The organism is Psychrobacillus sp. 05T411, from assembly GCF_056396485.1.
Window position 1 is genome coordinate 230508 of record NZ_JBFTLO010000005.1, and the last position, 13903, is coordinate 244410.

Here is a 13903-nt window from a genome sequence, read left to right on the forward strand (position 1 = left end):
CCTTGCTTTTCTATGCATCATTTTGCTTTCTTTTGATTTATGTTATTATTTTTATACGAGATAAAAAAATAGGGGGAGTACTTCGTGATGTTACAAGAACAAAGACATGAAATGATTGAATCCTTTTTAAAACAGCAAAAAGCTGTAAAAGCTTCTGAGCTTGCTACTTTATTGGATGTCTCCATCGATACTATAAGAAGAGATTTAGAGGTTCTTGAGAATAAAGGAAACGTAAAACGCGTTCATGGGGGGGCCGTTTTAATCCAAAATACGGATAATGTAGTAAACAAGCTTTTTAGTGAAAGGGAAGTCAAAAATCTAGAAAAAATACAAGAAGTTGCTTCTTTAGCAATTGAATTAATTGAAGAGGGTCAAGCGATTGCCCTAAACGGTGGGACTACGACGATCGAAATTGCAAAAGCACTTGTTGATAAGTTTAAGAGATTAACCATTATTACAAACGATCTTCGTATTTTATCGATTCTTGGAGCGAATAAACATTTCAATGTCATCCTCACTGGCGGTTTTTTTAATCCAGAGGAATATACTTTATATGGGAAACAATGTGAAGAAATCTTGTCTAATTTCAATATTGATATTGCGTTTATCACAGTGAATGCATTATCACTTGAACAAGGTTTAACCGATTTTAGAATGCATGAAATAGGCGTTATTCAAACCATTCTGTCACGGACAAAACATAAAGTAGTCGTTGCTGATTCATCCAAGTTMGAGACATCTGCTTACATTAATATTTGTCCACTAAAGGACATTGACCTGATTGTTACCGATAGTTCATTATCATCTAATATCATAGAGGAATATAGCAAACAGGATATTCGGATTCTTTCTACCCACTAAGCCACAATACTACTTGTTCAACAAAAGATGCGTTAGTTTAAGTGTATTCTTCAAAATCTTTATAGCTAAATCAACCTTTTCCTTTAACAATAGCCATAAAAAAGGACTTTCCGTCCGTCGGAAAGTCCTTTTTCTTATTATCTACTAGCTTTTGCTGGGAAATATCGATTTTTTAATTGAGTCGACATGATTTCCAAAACAACCGCTAATATCAGAATCATGTAAGTAATTAACCCAACTTCGCGCATATCGAAGTAGAAACCGGAAGCCATGAACAGTTCAAATCCAATGCCCCCTGCTCCAGCTGCCGCTCCCATTGCGACAGCTACGGAGAAGTTAATCTCGAACCGTAGAAACGTCCAAGATAGCATATAGGTGAAAGTAGATGGTAAAACTGCATGTGTAACAATATGCCACCAATTAGCACCAGTTGCTGTTAGTGCTTCTAAAATTCCTTTATCCACCTCTTCAAATGCCTCCGAAAATGCTTTGACCAAATAGGCGATAGAGTGGAAAAGCATACCTAGAACAGCTGCTTCACTTCCGAGGCCCGCTGCAATCGCGAAAATTAGAACCCATAAAACAGTCGGTACCGCACGTATAAATGCTACGATTATTCGTATAGTCTTAGACATCCATGGACTGGATAGATTCGTTGCAGCCATTAGCGCTAGAAAAAAGGCGATAACTGCACCTAGAATCGTTGCTAGGAAAGCTAAACCTAGGGTAATCCCTACTTGATAAATTGCTTCACCCCAAGTGAAATGGCTTAAAGATGGCTCCAGGAACATTGTTTTTAAATTATAAGCCGTTTCAGGGATAGCCTTTGATATGTCTAGTCCTGCATAATTGAAAAAGAAAAAAGCTAGTATTGTTAGAAACGTTAAAATGACGATTGTACCGGTCATCACTTGTTCTATTTTATTGCCCGATTTAATCGAAATACGACCATTTGCTCTGCGTTTTACATAGGTTGTAGTGGCTTCCATTATAAAATCACCTTCCGTATTCTGTTTGACATAAGCTCTAGTATAATTACGGAGATGACAATCATGAAAGTAACTAATGCTACTGCATTATAGTTAAGCGTCTTGTAATACAAATCAAAGGAATATCCAATTCCCGTTCCTGTTAAAATGCCGACTAGTGTCGCGCTTCGGATGTTCGTTTCAATCATAAACAAAATCCAACTGATCATTTGAGGCAGACATTGAGGAATAACCGCTTTGAAGACAATCTGAAAGTAAGTAGATCCTGTAGCTCGGAGCGCCTCTACCGCACTGTGACTAGCTTCATCTATCGTTTCAATAAATGCTCTCGTTAAAAAGCCTAAAGAACCTACAAATAATGCTAAATACCCTGTCATCGAATTTTGCCCAAAAGATAAAAGGAGTATTAATGCCCAAGCAACCACTGGAATATTTCTTGCGACAGAAGCAACGAATCGTGCAAAGACGCCTAGTACATTGCTAGTACCGGTCGTTTTAGAGCCCATTAATCCTAAGAATAAAGAAAAGATTGTCGCTGTCGTTGTAGCTGCTATCGACATAAGAATCGTCTCGGCTAATTTTTCTAATATCTTCGGCAATCTCTCCAGCGTTTCAGGCGTAATGTATAGATTAGAAAATATCCACGTAATGGCATTCGGTAAAGTAGCAATCCCATGCATGATGTTAAAGTTTGTAATATCAGATGCTAAATACGTAAACACAATAATTATTGCTACCCAAATAATCGTTTGCCATTTTCGCTGGCTTCGCATTGTTTTCTCATTCACGTCTAGTTACCCCTTACACAGTGACTAGCTTTCTAGTCTCTACCGTTTTTGTCCCATAAATTTCATCTGTATAAGCAGAAGAAAGCATAAAGCTTGGACCGTCAAATACGACGTTGCCTTTACTTAAACCAATAATTCGGTCGGAATAACTACATGCGATTTCTACTTGATGGAGGTTTACGATACACGCAATATTTAGCTCTTTCGTTATCGACTTTAAATAATCCATAATGACCTCTGAGGAATTTGGATCTAGTGAAGCAATTGGTTCATCACAAAGCACAACTTTTGGTTCTTGAATGAGAGAACGGGCAATACCAACGCGTTGCTGTTGGCCTCCGCTTAACTGATCACATCTTTTATATGCATGATCCGCAATACCTAACTTTTCTAATAGAAAAAATGCATGCTCTTTTTCAAGCTCAGTAAATCGATTAAATACACCTTGTAGCGTTGTTTTGTACCCTAGACGGCCGTGTAATACATTTTCGATAACGGAAAGCCGAGGGACAAGGTTATAATGTTGGAAGATCATTCCGATATTTGTACGCATTTTACGTAATTCTTTTTTGTTTAAGCTTCCCATATCATGCCCATCAAAAATGACATTTCCTTCATCAATTTCGACCATTCGATTAATGCATCGTAATAACGTCGATTTTCCTGCTCCAGATAAGCCTATAATTGAAACAAATTCTCCAGCTTCTACTTCAAAACTCACATCTTTTAACACTCTCGTTTGTGCATTATAAGATTTACCTAGGTTTTTCACTTCTACTAAAGACACGCTTTTAACCTCCTTTTTGTAAATAGAGCATGCACGTTAATACATGCATGCTCTATTTGTCCATAAGTGTCGTTCAATTATTTGGAAAGTTCACGGATTGGATTGAACCAAGCATCTTCTACTTCTGCGAATCTTTCATTTTCAGTTTTGAAGAATAAACCTGGCTCACCAGAGTCTTTAGGTACAAAGATCTTTTCATTTTTTGCAATTTCATCAGAAGAGAATAATTTTTTTAATGTATCATAGTCTTCTTGACCTAAAGCTTCTAAATTCGCTGCAAATGGTGCGTTTAATACTGGTGTAACGGACATTAAGATGAATTCTTTTCCAGTTACTGTGTTAAAAGGTTCTGCTGCATCGTCTTTTACTTTATAAACAGATCCTACTTTATTTTCTTCTCCTTCTACAACTTCTACATAGTTTCCTACGCAAGTGTCACAGAAAGCTGCTACTTCTGAGTTGTTGCTTAATAAGTTAACTGCAGAACCTTGATGTGAATTTCCGAATAATACTTGTGAGAAAAGCGGTCCGCCTTCCATTAGATCTTCCGCAACTAAATCTTCAAAGCCCGATTTTTGTGCATAATATCCAATGATTGATGAAGTTGGAACAACAAATCCTGAAGTTGAACTATTGGAAACGAATGACATACTTTTTTGTTCTAATGTATCTAATGAAAATTCTCCGTCTACTTTAAAATCATCTTGTGCATCTACATTTACAGCTAACCAGCTGTGGTACAGTGCATCATCTAATGTGCCTGATTTACCAGTTGGTACTACTAAAGGTTGAATTGCATCGTTTCCATTTTTTGCTTCAATATATCCTTGTGCTCCCATAAATGCAAGGTCTGCATTATTATTAATCAATGTTTCAATGGCAATCGCATAATCTGTTGTTAATTGGTGTTCTACTGTTTTGCCAGTTGCTTCTTCAATTACTCGACCGATTTCATCACGGGACGATTTCATATCTGTACCAGATTCATTTGGGTACCAAGCAATTTTAATCACGTCATCTACTTTTGCATCTTTAGCTCCAGCTGTTCCTTCTGAGCATGCTGATAATAATAGAGCAACTACTAAAAATAGGCTAATTCCAAACCAACTTTTCTTCATTACTAATTCTCCTTTTTGCTAAATTGAATGGCAGTGCAATTTTGATAACTCATCTTACTTTTATATTGAACCATATTACTTTTTACAATTGTGGAAATTTACAGTAATTTCATAAAGTATTAACCTTATTTACATCAACTTTTTATACTTTTAAAAAGATTCGAAGGGCTAGTAATCTCACCAAGCCCAATGGTTGCCCCGTATGCGCCGTGGAAATCCGTACCACCTGTCATAAAGAAACCGAATTGCCGCGCTAAAGCCTCTATCTTTTGTTGATCTTCGGTTGTGTGATCAGGATGATTTCGCTCGATTCCCCCTAAACCATATGGCACAAGTTCTGGAATCAAATCATATGAATCTAGCTGACCAGGATGTGCTATGACAGCGAGGCCCCCATCTGCGACAATTGCTTTCACAGCTTCAACCGCATCAATATATACAATGTCGCCTGATGCTACACCGGCACCCTTAAATAGGTTTTTGTACAGTTGCTTGTAAGCAGAGGATGTATAGTCGGCTTCTGTTAAATGACGCATAATATGCTGTTTGTAAATCGTCTCTGAAGGCATAGCGGTTTCTATTATTTTCTGAACATCTAGTTCATACCCTGCTGTTTGGATTTGTTTTATTTGCAAAAGAGAATGGGCTTGGCGTCTTTTGAGTAAATCGTCACAAATGGATTTAATATGTGCTGCTTTGGCGTTATAGTTATAGCCGAGTACATGTACTTTACGATCTCTTTTAAAGTCATAGGCAGAAATTTCAATACCTGGTATAACTTCTATACCGTATTTCTCACCGAGCATACGAACTTCAGATAATCCATTAACCGTATCATGGTCGACAAAACTAATTTGGGAAACACCTTGTTCCTTGGCAAGCTTCATCACGGTTTCGACAGTTTCAGACCCATCTGAATAGCTACTATGCACGTGTAAATCAGCTTTCATGGCTTACTACTTCTTTTGTAGTCATCAATTGTCTCTTTTGCATGTCATACACTTTGTCACATAAACCATCCATAAATTCGATATCATGAAAAATTCCAACAAGAGTAGTACCTTGGTTTTTCAGTTTCTCGATGATTTCTCGAACTTTTATTTTGGATTGTTGGTCCAGACTCGCCGTTGGTTCATCCAGTAGTAATAATCTAGGCTTCTTCACAGTTGCCATCGCAATATTTAATCGTAACTTTTCGCCACCGGAGAACGTATTTGGATAGCTATCCCATAGTTTTGGGTCCAATTCAAAATGGGCTAATGCTTTTTCTGCTTCTTCGTGTGCAACGGCTTCCGACTCGCCCATTTCTAATAATGCATTCGTTACGAGCTGACGACATGTCGTTCTCGGCATTACACTTAAAAATTGTGACACATAGCCAATTTCATATTTTCTCAAATACAACATTTGTCTTTCTGAAATCTGTGCCAAATCAATTTCCCCAAATCGTTCGGAGTCATACATAATTTTCCCTTCGTCCGGTAGATACGTTCGATAAATACTCTTTAGTATGGTGGACTTTCCACTACCACTCTTACCAACAATTCCGATAAATTCTCCTGCTTCTAACGAAAGATTAATGTTTTGGATAGCAGGCATCGTTTTTCCTAAATGGTGAATGGTGAATCGCTTGCCAAACTCCACTATTTCTAGCATCGCCATATGACTATCTCCTCATTTCATTATTTAATGCGGTAATTGGTTGTTGTGATTAAAACACCGTTAACCATTGTTGCAGTCAGCATCGGGTACCCGTCTTCCATTCTTTCAATGACAAGAATATCGGCTTTTTTTCCAACTTTTATCGAGCCTAGTTCCCCGTCCATACGTACTGCTTTTGCAGGATTTAGCGTGACCATCATGAACATTTTGTGTAGATCATTGCCGTGTTTTTCATGTAAATCAAAGATAGCGTGCAGTAGCGCTGCAGGGTAATAATCACTGCAAAGAATATCCACACAATCATTCGCAATGGCTTCGGCTGCGGATAAGTTTCCAGAATGTGATCCACCAAGCAGTACATTTGGTGCACCCGCAATTGTGTGCAAGCCGATTTCTTTTGCCTTTTTAGCGACTTCTAGTGTGATCGGAAACTCACTAATCGTCGTTCCAAACGATTGCACTAGTTCTAATTTTTTTATGTCATCATCGTCATGAGAAGCAACCGCAATACCTTTAGATAAAGCGATATCAGCTACTTCCTTAATCTTTTCAATCGTTAAAAACTCTGTACTTTGTCGTTCGGCAATAAGTACATTTACATCATCATCCGAAATGTTCCGGTATCCTTTTAATGTTTCGCGGTACACTTCTAAATTACGGTATTGTCCTTGGCCTGGCGTGTGATCCATAAAGGATAGTAAATGTACTTTTCCGTCTTCAATATTTTGGACAAGACTATCTACTTCCTCGATATTGTCTATTTCAAAACGAGCATGTAATCGGTGACGTATTAAATGCAATTCATTATGCGTTGCATCAATCGCATCTACCATTCTTTGAATATTTTTCGGATTTCGCATCGGTTTATGGGTAAATACATCTTCTTTGTAAAAAGAAAGAGAATGGAACATCGTTGTAATTCCATGGCTGATTAATATTTTCTCCGCTTCTCTTAAACTAATATTGAAGTCCATCATGCTCGTCGGTCTTGGGGATGCAACCGTTTCGATATAATCGGAATGTATATCGATAAAACCTGGTGAAATATATCCACCTCTTGCATCAATTAGCTCTGCATTCGGAAAAGTAGATACTTCATCCTGAGGGATAATCGCTTCGATGACCTCTCCCACAACTACGACAGCTTTTCCTTCGATAATTCCCTCTTCTGTTATAACTTTTCCATTATGAATAATTTGCAAAGTGGTCGTTCCTCCTATAGTAATGAGTAGACTAATTGTTGCGTATACTCATGTTGTGGGTCTTCCAGCACTTGATCGGTCAAGCCTTCTTCTATAATCTTCCCGTTCAGTAAAACGATTGTGCGGTCAGCAAGCATACGTATAACAGCTAAATCATGCGATACGACAATCATACTAATCCCTAAATCACGTTGAATTACTTTAATCAAATCGAGTACATTTGCTTGTACAGATAAATCTAGTCCCGTCGTTACTTCGTCTAAAAACAAGATCGGGGGATTGTTTGATAATGCTTTGGCAATTTGAACACGTTGCTGCATCCCACCGGAGAAATTTCTCGGTTCCTCTTTCATACGATGCAATGGGATATGCACATTTTCTAATAGCTTTTTGCTCGTCGCTTCCATTTGGCCAACATTTCGATTTCCTGCTGCGATTAGCTTCTCAGCGATATTGCCAACAGAAGAAAAGTTCATTTTCAAACCTTGCACTGGGTTTTGATAAACCATGCCATACACGTGGTTTCGGATGGAGCGCTTTTGCTGAGCAGACATTTCAAATACATTATTGCTCATTAGTTCTGCTGTGTTGATATATGCTTCTCCGGAAGATACTTCGCTATCAAAGTACAAGCATTGCATCATCGTCGATTTTCCACTTCCACTTTCTCCGACAATCCCTAATATTTCTCCTGGATACAAGTCAAATGAAATATCTTGGCAAGCATATACAGTGCCACAACTTTTGCAAAAGTTTTTCACTAGTTTTCTAGTTTCCAATTGCCGACACTCTACACACCCTGTACCGAATTGCTTTTGTAGATTTCTAACTTGTAATATTGGTTCTTCATGCATAGCTCGTTTGCACCTCAACTTCTTCTTTCTTATTCAACTGATTCATGCAGAAGCTTGTATCATTGCATTGATAAATCGTTTCTCCCGTTTGCGAGTCGATAAGTTCATCTAAAAAGACATCAGTTGAACCGCATAAGTGACAATGCTTATCTTCGAAAGTTTCAACCACAAATGGATAATCTTCAAAAGCAAGCGATTCTACTTTTGTATAAGGTGGTACCGCATATATTTTCTTTTCTCTACCTGCTCCAAGAAGGATTAATGCTTCTGATTCATGCATTTTTGTGTTATCAAATCGCGGAATCGGACTAGGAGCCATTACATATCGATCATTTACATAAACCGGATGATCTGCTCCAGTAGCTGTCTTGCCGTATTTCATAATTTGTTCGAATAACATAAGCCACACGCCGCTATAATCATCTTCTGCATGCATTCTCTTTGTCATATATTCGCTCGCTTCCACTTTGCGTAGTGGTTCCGGCATTGGAACTTGCAGAACGATAATTTGATCTTCGTTTAGCGTCACTTCTGGAATACGGTGTCTAGATTGGATGATGCTCGCTTTTTCCGTTTGTTCGGTTAGCTCAACACCAGTCGTTTCTTGGACTAACTTTTTTATGCTTACGGCATTAACCGACTCATCTGCACCTTGGTCAATCACTTTCAGCACATCGGATTTCCCGATAATGGAAAGTGTAATTTGCAAACCACCTGTCCCCCAACCTCTTGCAATCGGCATTTCTCTGGAAGCAAAAGGCACTTGGTAGCCAGGAATCGCAACGGCCTTCATAATCGCACGGCGAATTTCTTTTTTAGAACCTTCATCGAAAAAAGCAAAATGCGTATTAGTTTTCAACTTCCTGCACCTCTTTCTTCACTTGGCGTACACTGTCCAGCTTGGATTGGAAGGTCACATAATGTGGTAATTTCAAATGGGAAATAAACCCTGTCGACTCCACAGAATCGATGTGCAATAAAACAAATTCCTCATCATGTGTAGGAAAATCAGCTTCTGGATGCTCTAGACATTGATCTAGAATACTCATAGCAATCGCCTTCGTTTCATTTTGCCCGTAGCAAATGCCGTAGCCAATTTCAAATTGTAGTTCATATTCATTGTTGGTATTTTTCACTTGCGTTGGGACGAATGATTCCACCTCGGTCACTTTAATCTCGCCGATATAATAGTCATCCTCCATGTCATCTGGATGCCCTACATAGATTGGAACAGCACCGACTCTCACTTCCCCGACGTTCGGATGCACTTGCCCATATCCTCTGAGCGAGGCATACCCTAACGATGTGACAGCTCCCGTTTGCCCTCTAGTCATCACTTGTAGTCGCTCACTTCTAGTGGATGGAAATTGTAAACTTTGTTTGGTAATATCTCTAGGGGCTGTATTATTTTCTTCGTACTTCTCAAACAGTCCTTCTTCGCGCAAATAATCGACTACTTTAGGGAAGTATTTCACTTCATCGAAAGTTTCTACCTGCTGCAATTCTGCTTTATAGTTTTGCAACCACTGCTGGATGCTTTCCGTACTCTCATCTATCAAATCAAAATCTAATAAGCGATGCGTATAATCATAAGTCGCACCTAATAGTTGACCACCTGGTATATCTTTAAAGCTTGCGGAAATACGACGCTCAACTAACATCGTTTCGGGTTCCACCGTCTTACTATAATAAGGGCGAGGCAATGTAGATCGGTGCGCACGCATAAGGAAAACAGCTTCTTCCATGCTTCCTTCTGCTTGTTTAATCGCAAGTGCCGCTAAATAAGGTGAGTACAAACTACTTTCGGACATTACCTGATCAATCATTCCACGCATCGTGGACATAATTGTCTGGATTTCTATTATTCCATTTCCTTTAAGACGCTCGTATTTTAAACGTTTGATAGAAGCATCAATTGCTTCCGTCCCGCCTTTTACTGGAACGTAACCCATTAGCGCACCTCCTTCATTTCCACTGAAGTTGTGCGAGGAATGCAAACAACTTGGGCACTCTCATCTGTGATAATCAAGTCGATGCCTAGTGGATATTCCTTTGTTCGTTCGTTTCTTGCTTGCCACAATGACGAGGTTAAACTCGTATGTAGTTCGGCTGTGTGTTGTATGCCAGGTCCAGTTAATGTTAGTTCGCCCACATTAGATAGGGGTGAGCTTTCCATAATCCAAATCGACGACTGTTGTGGATCGATGAGCGTGCCATTTTTACATTGAGAAAATGCATGTTGAATGGACTCTTCTGTATCTTCCCGAAGAATAATGATAAAATCTGCTTCGTTAATCGGTGCAAATTTTGAAGATGTGTATGCGGAAATTTTATCTATTAAGTTTTGCTGATCTGTTGAAAGAATATGAAAAGTCACTTCCGCGTCTAAAAATGTCATCGCACTTAAGAATGTTGCATGAAAGCACGAGAGGTCGAAATCTACTTTTCTCGCATTATCAGCTAGCGAAGAAATGGTGCCTGGTCGCGACATACTGTGCAATATTTTTCTATAGACTTGTTGCAAATCATGTACTTGATCAATAGCCATACTATCCCTCCTTATTTCGTTAGACTTCCATTGTTTCAAAGTTAACTTTCGTTTTGAAAAGCTCTGCTTGTTTTTTCACAAGCTCTTTTGTGATTTGTTTTTCCGCTTCGATTAGCTGCGTTTGCCACGTAATTGTTTCTGGTAATTCTGCTTTATATGCTGCATCGATTATTGCGAGATGTTTGGCAAGTTCATCTTCCATGCCTGCTACGATTCCTATGCCGATGCAATTATTTATCTCCACTTTTGCTTCTGTTATAAGGACTTCCCCTATATAAAATAAGGAGTTTTTAGCGGACTCACGCATTTTGATCATCGTTAATCCATATTGCGGTGCAAGAATTTCTTTGCATTCATATGCATTTATAATTGTTTCCGCTAGCTTTTGTGCTAAGTGGCCATTTTCTTGAATGAGAATTTCAGTTCGTCTTCTTCTTTTCATAAAGTTGAATCCTCCTTTGCAAGTTCATCTTAACTTGTCGCCAAGTTGCTGTGTTTTAAGGTATCGTAAATGTTTGTAAATTTTCTTAATAATTGGACCTGTGGGGCTGGAGTTTGTCGCGTTCATGACTATTTTTCCATCAAAAAAGCAGGTAAAGGATAATTTCATCCTTTACCTGCTTTTGGTCAATCCATCGTAATATCATATTTAAATTTATCGCTTCGATATAGTATTTTCGTATGTTCGAGCACTTTGTTTGAAGCCAAGTCAATACAATCACTTTCCACAACGATGAGCGGCACCATACTTTTACAAGAGAGTAGTTGTTGCTCATCCGAAGTTGGAAACGTAATACTTAACAAGCTTTTTTTACTGGCAAATTCGTTGTAGCCGAGCTTTCGATAGTAAGCAAACATCGACTCGATTTTTGGACCATCGTCCGCAATTGCCGGGAACATCTTATCACACACATAGGAATTGTGAATGGCAATTGGTTCTCCATTAATATAGCGGATTCTGCCGATTTTATAGACATTATCCTTTTTGCTTGCCTTTATATTTTGAAAGAGTTGCTCATTAAACGCTATTTTTTCGCAGAAGATATTCTCTGTTTTTAAATCATATCCTGCTTCTTTCATTTTATCTGTAAAACTTGTTTTTCCTGTTAAATGCAATTGGATTTGAGTGGATGCTTCTTTCAAGTAGCGGCCTTTTCCTTGCACCGAGTAAATATATCCACGTTCTTCCAACTTTGTTAAAGCATTTCTTACCGTCATTCTCGGTACTTTATATTTGGTCGTGAGTTCGTTTTCAGAAGGTAGCTTTTCTCCGTGCTTCATTGTTTTTGAAACGATCTGATGCATGATGTCGTCGATAATTTGTGTTTCCATATCTGCTGACATAAGAATCTCCTCCCTGTGGATGATATCTTATATTTTACTACAAAAAACACCATATTATCATTCTTCAATCGTGTACATTAATATCATTTCAATTAAAACAACTACCCCCAATATAATTGCAAGTTTGCTTTTATCTGAAAAATACAAAGCAGCCACCGCTAAAGCAAATATTATAGACTGCAATAAAATTCTTAACGGAACCGATACTGGAATGGAAGCTTTTGGAGCAATAAAAGTCCCCCAAAAAATCGCTACTAGAAGTGGTGTACCTAATCCTAGTAAACTATTTATAAGCCATCCACGATTCATATGAAAGCCCCAATAGGAAAAAGCCGCAAGTGCACATAATTCCATTAGAAAAAACAGTCCAAATACCGTATATTGAACAATTAGCACGATTAAATCCCTCCGTGTTTTTTCTCTGCGTTTCGAACATATTCTTCTAATTGTTCCGCGGGGTTAAACACGGAGCTACCATGACATACTTCTAGTCGTTTTGGCTTTAATTTCTCTACAATGGCAGCGCTTTTTACGGCTTCATCCAGGAAAGGCGTGAACATAGGAGGATGTAGCTTTCCTTTTTTGGAATTAAAGAGGTCACCTGCTAACAGCACTTGATCCTTTTCGTGATAATACACGAGATGACCCGGGGAATGCCCTGGAGTCAAATATGGTGTTAGTCCATCAACTATTCTTAAGGTTCCAAACTCATCCTCTGAGAGAGGTTGCGTTAATTGTTTAGGCAAGTTGTATTCTAATTTCTTTCGTTTCGGATAAAGTTGTTCTCCTTCCAAATAAGGAATTTCCACTCGATGTGCATATACAGGCACTTCATATTCAGCTACGATTGCCTTTACCGATCCAACATGATCTGAATGACCATGTGTTAAGAGAATTCGTTTTAAAGGTCCGGCATTCAGTTGTCTTATGAATTTCTTTATTGCTTTTGCCATGAACGGCATCCCGGCATCTACTAATGTTACCCCGTCTTCATCGACAACGACCCACACATGAATTGGAATTACCACCCACGTTTTTAAACTCCAAATATGTTCAGAAATCTTTTCTGCTTTCATTGTCATATCCCCTTATTTTAATTTTTCTTTGAATCCTAATAAAAGTATTTCAATAGCAAAATCAAAAGTCGGTGTCAATCGCTCCATTAATACGTTGATTGGTTCATGCTGATACGAATAAGTACTTAAAATGCCATTCAACTGATAGTAATAAATGCGAGATAAGGTCAATAATTGTTCCTCGTTTGAAATAGAAAGACATTCTTGAATAATTAGCTGCATAAGTGAAAAGATTTTCAATCGAAGTTTGTTTATTTCCAGTTCTGGTGCTTTCTCATCTATTCTTGAGGATTTTGCGTTGAAAAAAATGTCGTACAAATTACGATTCTGTAGGCAAAAGTGAATATACTCCAGACTAATTTTTTTTAATTTATCTTCCGCCGAGAACCTATTCATACTTGAAATTTGTTGTAATTGTTTATGTAATTCCAGCAGAGATGGCATCGATAGCTCGTGAAGCAATGCTTCCTTGTCTTTAAAATAAAGATATATGGTTGTATGTGAACACCCCGCATCCTTTGCAATTTCTCGTATCGTTACAGCATCGTATCCTTTTTTTGCAAATAATTGTCCTGCTGATTGTAATATCTGTTTTTTTGTTTCTTCAGAACGTTGCTCTTGTTTACTTTTCATATAATCACACTCTCCCCACATAACTAACCACTGGTTATAAT

General features: G+C 38.3%; 17 protein-coding genes. 1 reads left to right on the plus strand and 16 read right to left on the minus strand.

Annotated features, from left to right (window positions below; translation table 11 throughout):
- Nucleotides 1–87: 87 nt before the first annotated feature.
- Nucleotides 88–861, plus strand: coding sequence for a DeoR/GlpR family DNA-binding transcription regulator (locus AC1DFT_RS06010; RefSeq protein ID WP_477918304.1), 774 nt, complete (start codon nt 88–90; stop codon nt 859–861).
- Between the two features lie 137 nt (nt 862–998).
- On the opposite strand, the gene AC1DFT_RS06015 is transcribed toward AC1DFT_RS06010, so the two are convergent.
- From AC1DFT_RS06015 to AC1DFT_RS06090, 16 genes are all read right to left on the minus strand, one after another.
- Nucleotides 999–1850 carry an ABC transporter permease subunit gene (locus tag AC1DFT_RS06015; RefSeq protein WP_477918280.1) on the minus strand — a complete coding sequence of 284 codons (852 nt, stop codon included), beginning with the start codon at nt 1848–1850 and terminating at the stop codon, nt 999–1001.
- Nucleotides 1850–2638, minus strand: coding sequence for a phosphonate ABC transporter, permease protein PhnE (gene phnE / locus AC1DFT_RS06020; RefSeq protein WP_477918281.1), 789 nt, complete (start codon nt 2636–2638; stop codon nt 1850–1852). Before phnE ends, AC1DFT_RS06015 begins: the two co-directional genes overlap by 1 nt.
- A gap of 13 nt (nt 2639–2651) precedes the next feature.
- Complete coding sequence (gene phnC, locus AC1DFT_RS06025; RefSeq protein WP_477918282.1) at nt 2652–3425, minus strand: phosphonate ABC transporter ATP-binding protein; 774 nt, start codon at nt 3423–3425, stop codon at nt 2652–2654.
- 77 nt (nt 3426–3502) lie between these two features.
- Complete coding sequence (locus tag AC1DFT_RS06030; RefSeq protein ID WP_477918283.1) at nt 3503–4543, minus strand: PhnD/SsuA/transferrin family substrate-binding protein; 1041 nt, start codon at nt 4541–4543, stop codon at nt 3503–3505.
- Nucleotides 4544–4677: 134 nt separating this feature from the next.
- Complete coding sequence (locus tag AC1DFT_RS06035; RefSeq protein ID WP_477918284.1) at nt 4678–5493, minus strand: PHP domain-containing protein; 816 nt, start codon at nt 5491–5493, stop codon at nt 4678–4680.
- Entirely contained in the window at nt 5483–6205 is a 723-nt protein-coding gene (gene phnL / locus AC1DFT_RS06040) for a phosphonate C-P lyase system protein PhnL (RefSeq protein WP_477918285.1), read from the minus strand. Before phnL ends, AC1DFT_RS06035 begins: the two co-directional genes overlap by 11 nt.
- A gap of 20 nt (nt 6206–6225) precedes the next feature.
- Entirely contained in the window at nt 6226–7407 is a 1182-nt protein-coding gene (gene phnM / locus AC1DFT_RS06045; protein ID WP_477918286.1) for a phosphonate metabolism protein PhnM, read from the minus strand.
- Between the two features lie 14 nt (nt 7408–7421).
- The gene (locus AC1DFT_RS06050) at nt 7422–8261 is read right to left on the minus strand and encodes an ATP-binding cassette domain-containing protein (RefSeq protein ID WP_477918287.1); all 840 of its coding nucleotides are present in this window, start codon (nt 8259–8261) and stop codon (nt 7422–7424) included.
- The gene (locus tag AC1DFT_RS06055) at nt 8254–9120 is read right to left on the minus strand and encodes an alpha-D-ribose 1-methylphosphonate 5-phosphate C-P-lyase PhnJ (RefSeq protein WP_477918288.1); all 867 of its coding nucleotides are present in this window, start codon (nt 9118–9120) and stop codon (nt 8254–8256) included. Before AC1DFT_RS06055 ends, AC1DFT_RS06050 begins: the two co-directional genes overlap by 8 nt.
- Nucleotides 9110–10213, minus strand: coding sequence for a carbon-phosphorus lyase complex subunit PhnI (locus tag AC1DFT_RS06060; protein ID WP_477918289.1), 1104 nt, complete (start codon nt 10211–10213; stop codon nt 9110–9112). Before AC1DFT_RS06060 ends, AC1DFT_RS06055 begins: the two co-directional genes overlap by 11 nt.
- The gene (gene phnH, locus AC1DFT_RS06065; protein WP_477918290.1) at nt 10213–10809 is read right to left on the minus strand and encodes a phosphonate C-P lyase system protein PhnH; all 597 of its coding nucleotides are present in this window, start codon (nt 10807–10809) and stop codon (nt 10213–10215) included. Before phnH ends, AC1DFT_RS06060 begins: the two co-directional genes overlap by 1 nt.
- A gap of 19 nt (nt 10810–10828) precedes the next feature.
- On the minus strand, nt 10829–11251 hold the full coding sequence (gene phnG / locus AC1DFT_RS06070) for a phosphonate C-P lyase system protein PhnG (protein WP_477918291.1): 423 nt from the start codon (nt 11249–11251) through the stop codon (nt 10829–10831).
- Nucleotides 11252–11436: 185 nt separating this feature from the next.
- Nucleotides 11437–12153, minus strand: a complete 717-nt coding sequence (locus AC1DFT_RS06075) for a GntR family transcriptional regulator (RefSeq protein WP_477918292.1) — start codon at nt 12151–12153, stop codon at nt 11437–11439.
- A 57-nt stretch (nt 12154–12210) separates the two neighbouring features.
- Entirely contained in the window at nt 12211–12549 is a 339-nt protein-coding gene (locus tag AC1DFT_RS06080) for a YrdB family protein (protein ID WP_477918293.1), read from the minus strand.
- 2 nt (nt 12550–12551) lie between these two features.
- Complete coding sequence (locus AC1DFT_RS06085) at nt 12552–13229, minus strand: MBL fold metallo-hydrolase (protein WP_477918294.1); 678 nt, start codon at nt 13227–13229, stop codon at nt 12552–12554.
- Nucleotides 13230–13241: 12 nt separating this feature from the next.
- A partial coding sequence (locus AC1DFT_RS06090) for a TetR/AcrR family transcriptional regulator (protein ID WP_477918295.1) occupies nt 13242–13903 on the minus strand: 662 nt, incomplete at its 5' end.

What these genes read in the sequence shown, in the direction of transcription:
- phnH (WP_477918290.1), bottom strand. Translation starts at nt 10,809, where the DNA reads ATGGCTATTGATCAAGTACATGATTTGCAACAAGTCTATAGAAAAATA.
- AC1DFT_RS06050 (WP_477918287.1), bottom strand. Translation starts at nt 8,261, where the DNA reads ATGCATGAAGAACCAATATTACAAGTTAGAAATCTACAAAAGCAATTC.
- AC1DFT_RS06085 (WP_477918294.1), bottom strand. Translation starts at nt 13,229, where the DNA reads ATGAAAGCAGAAAAGATTTCTGAACATATTTGGAGTTTAAAAACGTGG.
- AC1DFT_RS06075 (WP_477918292.1), bottom strand. Translation starts at nt 12,153, where the DNA reads ATGTCAGCAGATATGGAAACACAAATTATCGACGACATCATGCATCAG.
- AC1DFT_RS06060 (WP_477918289.1), bottom strand. Translation starts at nt 10,213, where the DNA reads ATGGGTTACGTTCCAGTAAAAGGCGGGACGGAAGCAATTGATGCTTCT.
- AC1DFT_RS06015 (WP_477918280.1), bottom strand. Translation starts at nt 1,850, where the DNA reads ATGGAAGCCACTACAACCTATGTAAAACGCAGAGCAAATGGTCGTATT.
- phnG (WP_477918291.1), bottom strand. Translation starts at nt 11,251, where the DNA reads ATGAAAAGAAGAAGACGAACTGAAATTCTCATTCAAGAAAATGGCCAC.
- AC1DFT_RS06035 (WP_477918284.1), bottom strand. Translation starts at nt 5,493, where the DNA reads ATGAAAGCTGATTTACACGTGCATAGTAGCTATTCAGATGGGTCTGAA.
- AC1DFT_RS06030 (WP_477918283.1), bottom strand. Translation starts at nt 4,543, where the DNA reads ATGAAGAAAAGTTGGTTTGGAATTAGCCTATTTTTAGTAGTTGCTCTA.
- phnL (WP_477918285.1), bottom strand. Translation starts at nt 6,205, where the DNA reads ATGGCGATGCTAGAAATAGTGGAGTTTGGCAAGCGATTCACCATTCAC.